Annotated in this window: 13 protein-coding genes and 1 riboswitch; of the genes, 6 read left to right on the top strand and 7 right to left on the bottom strand. The window is 37.8% G+C overall.

All coding sequences use genetic code 11. The features are described 5' to 3' along the window. Positions 1-210 precede the first annotated feature (210 nt). The 5 genes from spxB (at position 211) to FC37_RS10505 (ending at position 6,672) form a co-directional block, all read left to right on the top strand. The gene (gene spxB, locus FC37_RS08065) at positions 211-2,019 is read left to right on the top strand and encodes a pyruvate oxidase (RefSeq protein WP_025006198.1); all 1,809 of its coding nucleotides are present in this window, start codon (positions 211-213) and stop codon (positions 2,017-2,019) included. A gap of 173 nt (positions 2,020-2,192) precedes the next feature. Beyond that, positions 2,193-3,596, top strand: coding sequence for an NADP-dependent phosphogluconate dehydrogenase (gene gndA / locus FC37_RS08060; protein ID WP_025006199.1), 1,404 nt, complete (start codon positions 2,193-2,195; stop codon positions 3,594-3,596). 100 nt (positions 3,597-3,696) lie between these two features. Further along, positions 3,697-5,256 carry a ClC family H(+)/Cl(-) exchange transporter gene (locus FC37_RS08055; protein WP_025006200.1) on the top strand — a complete coding sequence of 520 codons (1,560 nt, stop codon included), beginning with the start codon at positions 3,697-3,699 and terminating at the stop codon, positions 5,254-5,256. Positions 5,257-5,351: 95 nt separating this feature from the next. Continuing rightward, on the top strand, positions 5,352-6,455 hold the full coding sequence (locus tag FC37_RS08050; protein WP_056945595.1) for a hypothetical protein: 1,104 nt from the start codon (positions 5,352-5,354) through the stop codon (positions 6,453-6,455). A gap of 64 nt (positions 6,456-6,519) precedes the next feature. Beyond that, positions 6,520-6,672: an SPJ_0845 family protein gene (locus FC37_RS10505; RefSeq protein ID WP_013642612.1), complete on the top strand. Its 153-nt coding sequence runs from the start codon at positions 6,520-6,522 to the stop codon at positions 6,670-6,672. A 40-nt stretch (positions 6,673-6,712) separates the two neighbouring features. Here the strand turns inward: FC37_RS10505 and FC37_RS08045 are convergent, their stop codons facing one another. The 6 genes from FC37_RS08045 to FC37_RS08020 all read right to left on the bottom strand — a co-directional run bounded on the left by FC37_RS08045 (position 6,713) and on the right by FC37_RS08020 (position 11,596). Next, positions 6,713-8,071, bottom strand: coding sequence for an MFS transporter (locus FC37_RS08045; protein WP_025006201.1), 1,359 nt, complete (start codon positions 8,069-8,071; stop codon positions 6,713-6,715). A 127-nt stretch (positions 8,072-8,198) separates the two neighbouring features. After that, a complete protein-coding gene (locus tag FC37_RS08040; protein ID WP_025006202.1) occupies positions 8,199-10,121 on the bottom strand; it encodes a copper-translocating P-type ATPase in 1,923 nt (640 codons plus the stop codon). Then, on the bottom strand, positions 10,121-10,408 hold the full coding sequence (locus FC37_RS08035) for a cupredoxin domain-containing protein (RefSeq protein ID WP_025006203.1): 288 nt from the start codon (positions 10,406-10,408) through the stop codon (positions 10,121-10,123). Before FC37_RS08035 ends, FC37_RS08040 begins: the two co-directional genes overlap by 1 nt. After that, positions 10,408-10,785 carry a cupredoxin domain-containing protein gene (locus tag FC37_RS08030; protein WP_056945594.1) on the bottom strand — a complete coding sequence of 126 codons (378 nt, stop codon included), beginning with the start codon at positions 10,783-10,785 and terminating at the stop codon, positions 10,408-10,410. Before FC37_RS08030 ends, FC37_RS08035 begins: the two co-directional genes overlap by 1 nt. 15 nt (positions 10,786-10,800) lie before the next feature. Continuing rightward, positions 10,801-11,241 (bottom strand): CopY/TcrY family copper transport repressor, encoded by a 441-nt coding sequence (locus tag FC37_RS08025; protein WP_025006204.1) that lies wholly within the window; start codon positions 11,239-11,241, stop codon positions 10,801-10,803. A gap of 100 nt (positions 11,242-11,341) precedes the next feature. Next, positions 11,342-11,596 (bottom strand): hypothetical protein, encoded by a 255-nt coding sequence (locus tag FC37_RS08020; protein ID WP_025006205.1) that lies wholly within the window; start codon positions 11,594-11,596, stop codon positions 11,342-11,344. Between the two features lie 457 nt (positions 11,597-12,053). Here FC37_RS08020 and FC37_RS08015 point away from each other — a divergent pair, with 457 nt between their 5' ends. Continuing rightward, entirely contained in the window at positions 12,054-12,344 is a 291-nt protein-coding gene (locus tag FC37_RS08015) for a PBECR4 domain-containing protein (protein ID WP_338107507.1), read from the top strand. A 113-nt stretch (positions 12,345-12,457) separates the two neighbouring features. On the opposite strand, the gene FC37_RS08010 is transcribed toward FC37_RS08015, so the two are convergent. Then, positions 12,458-13,762, bottom strand: a complete 1,305-nt coding sequence (locus FC37_RS08010) for an NCS2 family permease (RefSeq protein ID WP_420889357.1) — start codon at positions 13,760-13,762, stop codon at positions 12,458-12,460. A gap of 88 nt (positions 13,763-13,850) precedes the next feature. Beyond that, positions 13,851-13,948, bottom strand: a riboswitch (purine riboswitch). Positions 13,949-13,952: the final 4 nt, after the last annotated feature.

Here is a 13,952-nt window from a genome sequence, read left to right as displayed (position 1 = left end):
TTTTTAGTATAATAATGTTTATGAAATCACAATAGAAAACGCTACCAACGAGTGATATATAAGTCTAAATTTATCTATCTTTGTGAAATGATTATTTTTAAAAAGCGTTTTCATTTGCATAATAACAACGCTTTTAACGTTTTAAAAATGTGAAAAAATGTGTTTTAATACATTATGAAAGAAACGAAAAGTTAAGGAGATGTACTTATAATGACAAAAATTAATGGTTCTGATGCAATGCTTAAAGTTATTTATGATTGGGGAATTGACCACATCTATGGTTTCCCAGGTGGTTCATTCGACTCAAGTATGAATGCCATCTATGACTTCAGAGATAAGATGAAATTTATCGAAGTACGTCACGAAGAAGCTGGCGCACTTGCTGCATCATCAGAATATAAGGTAACAGGCAAGTTGGGTGTATGTTTCGGTTCAGCTGGTCCTGGTGCTGCTCACTTATTTAACGGTTTATACGATGCTAAGTTTGATAAGACACCAATGGTAGCTATTGTAGCTAACGTTCCAACTAGCAGACAAGATATCGACTTCTTCCAAGCTTTTGATGAAGATAAATGGTTCTTAGACGCTAGCGTTTGGTGCGCTTCAGCTAAGACTCCAGAGCTTATTCCAGTATTGACTGACGAAGCTATCCGTCAAGCCTACGCAAGAAAAGGTCCTGCAGTTTTAATCATTCCTAAGGACTACGGTTGGCAAAAGATTGAGGATAACTTCCGTGTAAACAAGGATGCTCATCCAGAGCCAAACTACCCAGCACCAACTAAGACTTCAGTTGATGAAGCTGTTAAGCTTTTGAAGGAAGCTAAGAACCCAACCATGTACATTGGTTTAGGCGCTAAAGATGCCGGTGATGAAGTTAAGGAATTTGCCGAAAAATTCAAGACTCCAATTATGTCATCATACTTAGGCAAAGGTATCGTAGAAGACAAGTTTCCAGCATACATGGGTACCATCGGTCGTATTGGACCAAAGGCCGCACAAGAAGTTCAAGGTGCAACTGACTTAGTTGTTTGGGTTGGCAATAACTCACCATTCTCAGTATTATGGTTCCCTAAGGATGCCAAGGTAATTCAAATTGATGTTGATCCAGCTAAGTTTGGCAAGCGTCACTCAACTGATGTATCAATGTTAGCTGATGCTAAGAAGGCATTGAGAGCAATTATTGACGCTGGTGAAACTAGAAGCGAATCACCACTTTACAAGGCTGCTATTGCAGACCGTGAGAATTGGGATGCTTGGCAAGATAGCTTTAAGAATTCAGATGAAATGCCTGTACGTCCAGAACCAATCTGGGATGTAATCAACAAGAAGGCTGATGACAATGCTATCTTTGCAATCGATGTTGGTAACGTTAACGTTGACTCATGCCGTCTTTTGAACTTGCATGATGATCAAAAGTGGACTACTTCAGGCTTGCACGCAACAATGGGCTACGGTGCTCCAGCTGCCTTAATGGCTGCAACTGTTTACCCAGACCGTGAAGTATGGCAATTAGCTGGTGATGGTGGCTTTGCTATGATGAACCAAGAATTACTCACTATGGCACGCTACAACATGCATGTTTTGAACATTATCTTCACTAATGAAACTTTAGGTTACATTCAAGCTGAACAAGAGGATGAATCTAACCAACCATTATCAGGTGTTATTATCCCTGACAACGACTGGGCTAAGGTTGCTGAAGGTATGAACGTGAAGGGCGTTACTGTACGCACTAAGAAAGAATTCGAAGAAGCAGTTGACGAATTCAAGAAGATGGATGGCCCAATGTTGATTGATGTTAAGTACACCCACGAAATGCCTTACTCAACTGAATTGAACTCACTTGACGATCCTGCATTCGTCAAGAAGTATCAAGCCGAAGACTTGAAGCCATTCAGCTACTTTGCTGAAAAGTATGGCTTGGAAGCTGACGCTGCAACAGGTGCATCTCAACATGAAGAACCAGAACCAGAAGAAGATACTGCTCCTGATACAGTTTCCGGTGCGTCACAACACTAATTTCTAATTAGTTATAATTCAATTGACCAAAAAAGCGAGATGAAAATCTCGCTTTTTTTGTAGCAATATTTCCCAGGGAATGACTAAAGAGCGGTCTTTTAATTTCGCTTTTTTGTCTTTAAAAAGTATAATAAAACATGATGAATTTTGATTAAATGGAGGATGTTAAAGATATGCAACAATTCGGCGTTATCGGTTTATCCGTTATGGGTAAAAACCTCGCTTTAAACGTTAGAAATCACGGCTTCTCAGTTTCTGGCTTTTCAATTGATAAACCAGAAGTTGATGCTTTTGCAAAATATGAAGATGATAAGTTGAAGCCATGTTATACATGGGAAGAATTTGTTAATTCACTCGAAAAGCCACGCAAGATTTTGATCCAAATTATGGCTGGTGATCCAGTGGATCAAACCTTGCAAAAATTGCTCCCATTGCTGGATAAGGGCGATATTTTAATCGATGGCGGTAACTCAAACTACCACGATACTAACCGTCGCTACCATGAAATGGAAAAGCATGGTATTCACTTTATCGGTATGGGTGTGTCCGGCGGTGAAGAGGGTGCCCTTAACGGTCCAGCTCTTATGCCCGGTGGTGATGAAGCAGCTTATGAAAAGGTTGCTCCAATTCTTGAAGCAATTGCTGCTAAGAACAAGGAAGGCAAGCCTTGTGTAAGCTACATGGGTCCTGAAGGTGCTGGTCACTATGTAAAGATGGTTCACAATGGTATCGAATATGGTATCATGCAAGAATTCTCAGAAGTTTACAACTTACTTCGTGATGTTGCTCATAAGAGTGATGATGAGATGTCCGCAATTTTTGACAAGTGGAACCATGGTAAGGTTGAAGCATACCTTAGTGAAATCACTTCTAAAGTATTAGCTCAAAAGGATGATTTAACTTCAGATCACGTTATCGACCATATCTTAAATGTTGCTTCATACAAGGGTACCGGTAACTGGATGCTTGAAGACGGTGTTGCACTTGGCGCTCCAGTAACTGTCGTAGCTGAAGCTGTTATGGCTCGTTTCATGAGTAAGCAAGCTCATTTAGCAGTGAAGAGCGGTATTAAGCAAGCTAAGTTTGAGTACAAGGGTGCAATTCCTGACGATTTAGTGGATGAATTCGAAAAGACTTTGCAATTAGCTCAAGCTGTCGCATACGCACAAGGCTTCCAACAATTAACCATGGCTGCCGAAGCTTATGATTGGGACCTGCGCTACAAGTCAATTGCTCAAGATTGGGAAGCAGGCTGCATTATTCGTTCTGCAATGCTTAAAGATATCGAAAATGCGTATTCTAAAGGCAACAAGCTCATGAACTTGTTCCAAGATGACTACTTCAGAAAGTTAATGGAAGAAAACCTTCCAGCTTTGAGAAAGTCAGTTGAATTCGCTACTAAGGCTGGCGTACCAACTCCAACTTTAAGTGCAGCTCTTAACTACTTAGAATCAATCTTTAACCCAGATTTACCAGCTAACCTTATTCAAGGTCAACGTGACTACTTTGGTGCACATACTTACCAAAGAAATGATCGTGAAGGTACATTCCATACTGAATGGTATGAAGAAAAATAATAAATCTGTTTCACATGAAACCAAAAACCAGCTAAATCTTAGCTGGTTTTTTATTGTACAATAGAGTTTGTCGTGATTGTTCAATTAAAGAGAGGGTTATATGAAAGACGAGGGAAATAAAACCAATATAAAACTACTTTTACAAGCGTTAGTAGTTGGTATCTTTACTGGTATAGTAGTTGGGCTATTTAGATTTGGAATTGAAAAAACGTCAGGTTTTTGGCTGCATTTATTTCAATTAGCTCACAGCAATCCATTATGGTTTATTGTGATTATTATAGGCTTTATCGCCGTAGCCGTAATTGCAGGGTATTTTGTAAAACAATATCCTCATGTTGGAGGATCAGGTATTCCTGAAGTAAAATTACAGCTTCAAGGAAAGTTATCTCTGCAATGGTTCCCAATCTTATGGCGTAAGCTAATAGGGGGTATTCTGGTAATTGGTACAGGTTTGTTCTTGGGACCAGAAGGCCCTTCATTACAACTCGGCTCAACCATCGGCCAGGGTGTAGGCCAAGGCTTTAAGCAAAATAAGCTTAATTCACGAATTTTGTTAGCAACCGGTGCCGCTAGTGGTCTATCTGCTGCATTTGGTGCACCTCTTAGTGGAGCATTGTTTGTATTAGAAGAAGTTTTCCATAATTTCTCTCCACTTGTTTGGATGAATGCATTAGCTGGAGCAATTGCTTCCAACTTTGTGGTTTCCAATTTATTCGGTATCCATCCAGCGCTTGGAATTTTATATAATCATTCATTCCCAATTGTGCTCTATTGGCACTTGATTATTTTAGGGATCTTATTAGGTGTTCTAGGCCATTTATACAAAGTCGGACTGTTTAGTTTGAAAAAAGTTTATGCAAAAATCACGTTTTTGCCTCACTGGCTTCATGGCTTAATCCCTTTGGCAATCTTAATTCCAATAGCCTACTTCTGGCCATTAATTACAGGTCCTGGTAACCGCTTGATTTTGGCAATGCCCCATATAATTACACAAAGTGGATGGGGATTAGTTGGCCTGTTGGCGTTCTATTATGTCATGAGAATTGTCTTTTCAATCGTGGCCTATGACTCTGGTTTACCAAGTGGTATCTTTTTGCCAATTTTGACCATGGGTGCTTTAATTGGTGCTACTTATGGTTTGTTCATGGTTCAACTTGGACTATTGCCTCAGCGTTTAGTAGTTAACTTAGTAATCTTTTCAATGGCTGGCTATTTCGCCGCAATTATTCGCGCACCATTTACCGCAATTATTTTGATTACTGAAATGGTTGGCTCATTGCTACATTTAATGCCACTTGCTGTTGTAGCATTTATTGCGCTGCTAGTTGATGAACTTCTTGGCGGAAAACCAATTTACGGCCTCTTAGCGGCCGCTATGGACAAGCATAGTGATCGTAAGGTTAATTATACTGGCCAAGCTGATCGAATGGTTCTACCGGTTTATGAGAGCTCTAGATTAGTTGACAAAAAGGTATCCGAGATTAAGTGGCCTGAAGATACGCGTGTAAGTACTATTCGCCGTGATGGGGATGAAATTATTCCTAATGGACAAACGGTTATTCGCGGTGGCGATATGTTAATTCTGGAATTTGACTCAAGTCAACGTGGTGCAGTTTATAGTAAGATGAAACAGCTGCAAGGCGTTGAACTTGATGGGTAAATGAGATTAAGCGGCATCAATAGATGCCGCTGTTTTTCTTGCAGAAAAATGTTTCTTAGTGGATACTTGAACTTATACAGAAAAGAGGGATAGACGTGAACAAATTAGTGCAAGTTACATTGAATGCTGATCAAGAAAAATATAATTTGGATGGGGATGAGAGCATTACTTTTATTGATGCAAATTCCTACTATATTGGTCAAATTGTGGCACGTGAACATGGTTGGATCGTTTTAGAATCAGTTGATCAAACTGGCAATCAAGGCGGAATTGTTTTTATCAAGGAAGATCAAATAGCCAAAATAGAGGACGACACACCAGTGTTGCATTATTATGCGACAACTGAAATTAAGGATCCATTTGACATGGGGCACTTAAATAGTTCAGTAAAGAACTGGGATTTCACTGATATTTATGACTTACTGATCAATGTTGCTGATGCGCAGCCTTTTGTAACTTTTGAGGTTGATACCGGCGTAACTTACACTGGTTTGATTACACAGCTTGATAAAAAAGAAGTCCGTATTTTAGAAAAGAACGACACTTCTATTGAACATTTTGCTACGGTTATTCCTCTTCAAGATATTGTTTGTGTTGACGTAAACAGCATAGATAATAATTTATTTATTCATTATTTGAAGCAAAAGCAAAATTATGAGTTTAATGAATTAAAATTAGTAGAAATTTATTTTGATTATACTTTCGATGATCAATTTGGTAATTTTGTGATTGGTAAAGTGCTTAAGTATGATGAAGATAATATTTTGCTTGAGAGCTTAAATGAATTGGGACAAGTAGAATCTATTGCCGTGATAGCTCGGAGTCATGTTGCGCACGTTACGGAAGAATCAGAAAGACTGAACTATTTTAATTATTTAGTAAATTGGCAACAGAAAAATCATAGCTTTGATCCTGACTATTTGGAACGATCACTTAATCTTAATGGCCCGATAAAGTCAATCACCGAGGTAATTGAGAATTGGCCTGATGGTCATGTGATAAAAATCAGTGATTCTATTTATCATTATCCAGATCGATTGGGCTTAATTGCTGATCGTGGCGATGAAGGCTTTGATTTAAAAATCTTAACTGAATATGATTTAGGCGAGATTAGTGACCATAATTATGATGATCTAATTAGTGTTGATTTGGCTGGCTCAGAAATGATAAAAATGCAGCGTTTCATTGATCATAAGTAATTAAATAAGTTGCTAGTAGCTTATTAATTTTTATATAATGAGGAAAACGAAAGGAAGATGAGTTATGGGATTAACTTTTGACAACCCTAATAATTTACAAAAGATGCTTGATCGTTTTGCGACCGTTCCAGATCCAAAAAAGACGCCAAAACACAAGGATCCAGAAGAATTGCTTGATAAGGATTCTAAAGATAAAAAGAAGAAAGATAAGAAGTAAAAAAGACAGATGCGAAGATGCATCTGTCTTTTTATGATAATTAATTATTATTTTGTTCAGCTTTAATAAATTTCGGTGATGTTTCTGGTGCCCAGATAAGACAAACGATAAATGCGAAGAGCAATACAATTGCACAAACTAACATAGCTAATTTTGCACCACCAATATTGGTTAGAACCGGTAATAAAAATGTACCAGCGGCTGCACCAAAACGGCTAATTGTAATGCACGTACCAACTCCTGTCCCACGTACTTTAATGCCAAATAATTCAGTGGGATATGGGTAATCAAGCACTAATCCTGATGAAAGGATAATCGCAAAAATAGTGAAAATGGATAATTTAATCATTGAATCTAACCCAGGTACTAAAGCCATAATACCAATTAAAACAGCTGAAGTTAAAAAATTGCCAACTAAAAATGTACGGCGACTAATTTTATTAAAAATAAAGATACCGAATAGAACGCCGACAAACATACCGCCATTGTAAATGATTCCGGAGATGCTGCCACCTGTAATATTTATGCTGCTAAGCAAAATTGGTAAGAAAATACTAATACCAAAGAATGAAAATGCTTGACAAGCATAAAAGATACCACCAACTAAAGTGCGGCGTAAATATTTCTTAGAGAATAAAATTCCCCAGGCAATATCTTTAGGCGCTTTCTTTTTCATAAATCGTTTAGGCAAGCGCCATTTGTGTCCCATGTGTTTACTAATGATTTTGTTTGCTTTCTTAACTTTACCTTTACTTGCGAGCCAAGTAGGAGAAGCGGGAAGCGGAAAGAAACTTCGGAATAAAGCGGTAATAATTGCTGGAACGGCACCGGTAGCTATAATCAGTTGCCAAGTATAAGCGCCCAAGCCAGTAATGAGAGTACCAACTATATAGGATAAGATGAAACCGATTGTCCAATAGATCAATAAATGACTTTGGCGCTTACTATCCTCACCTTTAGGTAACCATTCTGTTAATAAAGCATTACCAACAGTATAATCAACAGCAATCATTAATCCGATTCCGATTCTAATGATGAAGGTCAATAATAAATTAGCTGTCAATAAGTGAATTAGGGTTAATCCTGCCAGAATATACATATTGATCATTAATAACTGACGGCGACCAATTTTATCAGAAAGTCGTCCTATTAAAAGACTACCAGCTAATCCAATCAATGAACCAGCTCCGATTAAACCGGTCCATAAATCGCTAATGTCAATATATTTAGCGGCATTTGAAAGTGCTGTACCACTGATGCCCAAGGCATAGCCACAGGCTATTTGACCTAAGATAACAGCAATCATTACTCTTAAATGAACCGGCATCAACGGAGCACGTTTATAATTCTTTTTAGTTTTGATAATTTTTTCGCGTGTAGTTTGGGTATTATTTTCCATAAGAGCAAGCACAGCTTGCTTATTCATCAACTCCTTTATTAATATAATAATATAATGTTAACAAAAGATTAAAAAACCTGCAAAAAGACAAAATAAAAACCAGATGTTAAATCTGGTTTTTCGTTCATTAAGCACCTGCAATTTTTGTTTTATTCAATAGCAATGAACTAGTTACAACTGAAACTGAACTGAAGGCCATAGCAAGTCCTGCTAGTTCTGGGCTAAGAGTTAAACCTAATCCCATAAACAGGCCGGCAGCAATAGGAATACCAATAGTGTTGTAAATCAGGGCCCAGAACAGATTTAATTTAATTCTATTGAAAGTCTTCTTAGAAATCTCTAGTGCCTTCACAACGCCCATTAAATCGTTTTGGACGAGGACGATACCACCTGATTCAATTGCGATATCTGTCCCTGATCCCATAGCAATACCAACATTAGCCGTAGACAAAGCAGGAGCATCATTGATCCCATCACCAACAAATGCTACTACTCTACCAGCATCCTGCAGCTTCTTGATTTCATTAGCTTTTTCAGTTGGTAGAACACCAGCAATTACTTGGTCAATGCCGACTTCTTTACCAATGGCTTCCGCAACATTTTGATTATCACCGGTAAGCATGACGGTTCTTAAACCACGCTTCTTAAGTTCTGCAATGGCCTTTTTTGAACTAGGCTTAGGTACATCTTGAATAGCAACTAAGCCAATAATATCTTGACCTAGACCAACGTAAACGACAGTTTTAGCTTCTTTTTGTAACTGGATAGCCTTTTTCTTCATTTCCTGGGAAATAATGATATCTTCAAGCAGTTTATCGCTACCTACAAAAGCTTCTTGCTTACCATAGTTAGCCTTAACGCCCTTACCCTCAATTGCAGCAAAATTCTTTACGGCTGCTAGGGCAATATTATCTAATTTAGCTTTTTTAACAATAGCTGTAGCAAGAGGGTGTTCTGAGTTTTCTTCAAGGCTAGCAGCGATCGTTAATACTTGTTTTTCATCACCAATGATATCGGTAACTTGAGGCTTACCAACAGTGATCGTACCGGTTTTATCAAAAACAACAGTATCAATATCGCTAACTTCTTCAAGGACTTCACCGTTCTTAATTAAAACGCCCATCTTAGCGCTACGTGTAGTACCAACCATTAAAGCTGTTGGAGTTGCTAAACCCAATGCACACGGACATGCTATCACTACTACAGAAACGGCAAAGAGCATGGCATTAACGATTGTAGCGCCTAAGAATACGTACCAGATAACGAAGGTAATAATCGCGATGATTAAAACAGCCGGTACAAAGATGTTAGAAATCTTATCTGTTAAGTTCTGGATAGGTGCATGGCTAGTTTGCGCTTTTTTCACCAAATCGACAATTTGAGCAAGCATAGTATCGCTGCCGACCTTAGTTGCCTTAAAGGTAAAAGTTCCATTGGTATTAATAGTTGAACCAACAACTTCGTCACCCTTTTTCTTAGTAACAGGCATGCTTTCACCGGTAACCATTGATTCGTTAATAGTAGTTGAACCGTCAACAATCACGCCATCTACCGGAACTTTTTCACCTGGCTTAACGCGAATAATGTCGCCTGGCTTCACCTGATCAAGTGGCACCTTAACAAATTCACCGTTACGCTCAACTTCGGCATCCTTTGCTTGCAAATCGATCAATTTGGCTAGGGCATTAGATGCATTGTTGTGCATCTTTTCTTCCATTGCATCCCCAAGTAAAACGAAGACCGTTACAAACGCAGCACTTTCAAAGTAAACTTCACGGCTAGTAAACATGGCAAAAATACTGTAGAAATAGGCAACAGAAGTACCAACTGCAACCAGAGTGTTCATGTTTGCCTGGTGATGCTTAAAAGCAGCCCAAGCACTAGACCAGTAAGGCGCAGCCGAGATTGTCATAATAATAGTGGTCGTGATAAAAGCGATCCAATTATATCCCGGCATCATCCAGTGAAACGGCATGGCAAACATTTGGATGAGCATTGGGATTGAAAGGATAAAGGAAATCCAGAACCGCTTAATGTTAGAAAGCTTCATTATTTGACCACCACTTTACCATGAAACATGTCCATGCCACATGCGTAGTTGTAAGTGCCAGGTTTATCAGTTGGAATATCGATCGTTACTTCTTTTTGACCGTCGAGTTTAGTATCGAAATTCAGATCCTTTGAGACAACTTCATTCATACAGCCCATGTTGTCTGATGGGATAAATTTTAATTGAGCTGGCTTACCTTGCTTAAAGGTAACAACTTCTGGCTTGTAGCCATGATTCTTAGCATTAACAACAACTTTTTTAGTTTGATTCTTTGAAAAAATACTCATTATTTAACAACAACCTTTCCATGAAACATATCCATACCACAAGCAAAGTTATAAGTGCCTTTCTTGTCAGTGGGAATATCAATAGTAGTAATTTTTTGCTTAGTTAAATCTTTATCAACACCAAGTTGTTCAAAAACAACGTGAGACAAACATGCTGTTGAATCATTCATATCGAAGTTAACCTTTGCAGGAACTCCTTGTTTTAAAACAACGGTAGAAGGGGAATAGCCGCCTTTAACAACGATATTTGCTTCTTGAACGCCTTGATCAACACTGGCAGTACCAACGGCTTCTTGGTGTTTGCCGAAGAACCACCAGAGGATAAAGCCGATTAAGACAACCGCTACAATCAGCGTGATGATTTGAGCTATAGTCATTTTTAACTTCTCCTTTTAGCACATCTTTTCATTGCCTGGTAGGCAATTGCATGGCACCATGTAAGGCGCATCTTTTTCTTTAGTAGCAATAATTTCTTTTATTTTAGATAAATCACTCTTTGAAATAGGTGAGTTGGCGATTAACTGTAATAGAACTTCGCCTTTGTGCATGTCGCACATGCGGTTTAACAGCTCCTGTGCGGCTTCCGCCATTACCTGCGTCTGATTGACCTTAGCAGTATAAACGAAGCGTCTACCTTCCTTTTTCGTGCTCAGCAGGTTCTTTTTAACCAAACGTCGCAATAAAGTTTTGATTGTCGATTCGGACCAGTTCTTTTTTGCCTGCAATTCTTGAATTATTTTGGTAGAACTGACGGGCTCGAGTGTCCAAATAATACGCATGGCTTCCCACTCACTGTCGGAAATCGTACTTTCTTTTTCTTGAAGTTTAACCATTTTCTCCTCCTTTAGTTTACAAATGTAAATATACACTTTAAATTTACATTTGTAAACTTTGATGCAATAAAAAAAGAAAGATTGTCAAAATCTTTCCAAATTAATGAATAAATAAGCTGATTATTAATAATACAAACGCGATCCAAACGGCATCAATTAAATATACTAAAATCTTAATCCAAATATTCTTATATAACTGTCCAGTTTCAAAAAGAAAATACAATGCCACTCCAGCTAGAATTACTGCAACGGTAGTTGCGGAACTATTATGAATATTTAAATAAAAGAAAATTCCTGCGATTGCCGAGGTGATTAAGGTACCGATAATCCAAAGTGCTTTTTTGCTTAATTTCATAATGTTTTCTCCTCGTGTTATAAATTTATTGTTGTGATTAAAAAATAGCTACTTGTAAAATATATGTTCAAATATCTGAATGAGCGGTCGGCTCATGGTCAATCTGATATTTCATGTAGGACGTAAGGGCCTATTGGTGGCAGACACCGAAACTAAACCGACCATATATGAGTTCGCAAATTTTTTGTGAACTCATTTTTTTTGGAGGAATTATGAAAAATGTAAAGGGATATAAAAGATTAAATTATAAAGAGCATTTAAGACTAAATCGTTATTATGGTGCAATATATAATGCAGCTTACTTTTTTAATAAATATTTTGTTAACCAAAATGTGATCTATTAAACCGATAATCTTTGCCTAAAAGTAAAAGCTAGGAAATCAAATTTCATGCATTTATGTGGCATAAAATATGAAAAGGAGCTGCTGCTTTTTTTACGGATGCACTAAATAAGAACATTGATGAGAACAGTATTTATATAAAAAAAGATGGGACAACTTTTCAAAAGTTGCAAGTTTTACCGCAATTTAAAGAGCTGATTGGTAAAAATGTTAGAGTAACACGTGGCTATAAATATCTACTACTGTCTTTTGATTATGCATTAAGAACTAATAAAGAAATATTAGCTTTAACACTAATAGATCGTATTAATTCTGATGTGATTCCGCAATCGCTTTTAAATTTACATTCAATGAAAAAGTTTAGTAAAGGCGAAAAAGTTATTAAGATTGAGTTTAAATCTCGATAAAACAGTCAATTTTAATAATTTACTCCCATAACTCTGTTTCATGTGAAACTTAATATAGTTATCATACCAAAAAAGACGGATAACCAATAATAGTTAACCGTCTTTTCATTTTTCTATAAATTCGTTACCAAGAAAAATATGATAAATACCACAAACAGGATATACATCATTGGCGTTACTTCCTTGTAGCGCTTAGAAGCAATCATCGTAATAGGGTAAGCAATCAAGCCTAATGCTAAACCATCAGAAATACTGTAAGTAAGTGGCATCCCTACAACTGTCAAGAATGCAGGAACGGCAATTTCAAATTTATCCCAATCGATTTTCTTTAAATTGCTTGCCATTAACACACCAACAATAATCAAGGCAGGTGCTGTAACTGTAGTTGGAATAACCTGAAGAAGCGGACTGAAAATCATACTGATTAAGAAGAAGATACCAACAAAAATAGCGGTTAAACCAGTTCTACCGCCCATAGCGATACCAGCGCTTGATTCTACTGAAGTACCAAGTGGAGCAGTACCACAAATGGCACCTTCAACCATAGCAGTTGAGTCAGCTAAGAAAGCACGACCGATCCGTGGAATCTTGCCATCTTTATCAACCATGCCAGCTTGTTCGGTCATTCCAATTAAAGTACCTGCAGTATCAAAGAAAGTTACTAACAAGAAGGTTAAAACAACCATCCAAAGCTGAGCTGTATTGATGTCTTTAATATGGAAAACTGCTTGACCAAAAGTAGGCGCGATACTTGGTGCACCTGAAATAATACCGTGTGGCAATGAAATTTGACCAATGATCATACCAAAAATGGCAGTCACGATCATTCCGATAAAGATTGAGCCAGGAACATTCAATGCCATCAAGACTACAGTTAGGACTAAACCGAATAAAGTGATCCATACAGCAGGATTACTGAATTTACCTAACGCAACTAAAGTTGAATCGCTGTTAACGATAATTTGGCCATTTTTTAAACCGATAAAGGCGATGAACAAGCCGATACCGGCAGAAATTGCGTATTTCATGTCTTGAGGAATGGCATCAACTACGATTTCACGCAATTTGAAAATCGTAATCAAAATGAATAAAACAGAAGCTACAAGAACGGCAGCTAATGCAGTTTCCCAAGAAATCTTCATCCCTACACAAACGTTGTAGGCAAAGAAAGCACCACTACCCAATGTTGGTGCTAAAGCAATAGGATAATTGGCGATTAAACCCATCAAGAAGCACCCTACTGCAGTCGCAACTGCAGTAACAGTGAAGGCTGCACCCTTAGGAATACCAGCCGCATTTAAGATATTTGGGTTAACAAACAAGATGTAAGAGAGGCTGACAAAGGTGGTTAACGCAGCGATTAACTCACGTTTAACGGTAGTATGAGCATCTTGTAAATGAAAGATTTTGTTTAACAATTCGATTGACTCCTCCGTGTAAAAAAACAATAGAAAACAAAAAGACAACTTCTCCCATCACTATAGTATGGTAAAAGCTGCCTTACAAATTATGACCTCAATTACCTATAGTCCTGAATTTCTGGTTCAGGGTAGAAACTGTCGACCTTATTTCGACGATATATAGATATCACGTTAGTCGTATTCTAGC

Source organism: Lactobacillus gallinarum DSM 10532 = JCM 2011 (assembly GCF_001434975.1).
Lineage (GTDB): Bacteria > Bacillota > Bacilli > Lactobacillales > Lactobacillaceae > Lactobacillus > Lactobacillus gallinarum.
The sequence above is the reverse complement of the archived record's forward strand: the minus strand, read 5'-3'. Positions and strand labels throughout refer to the sequence as shown.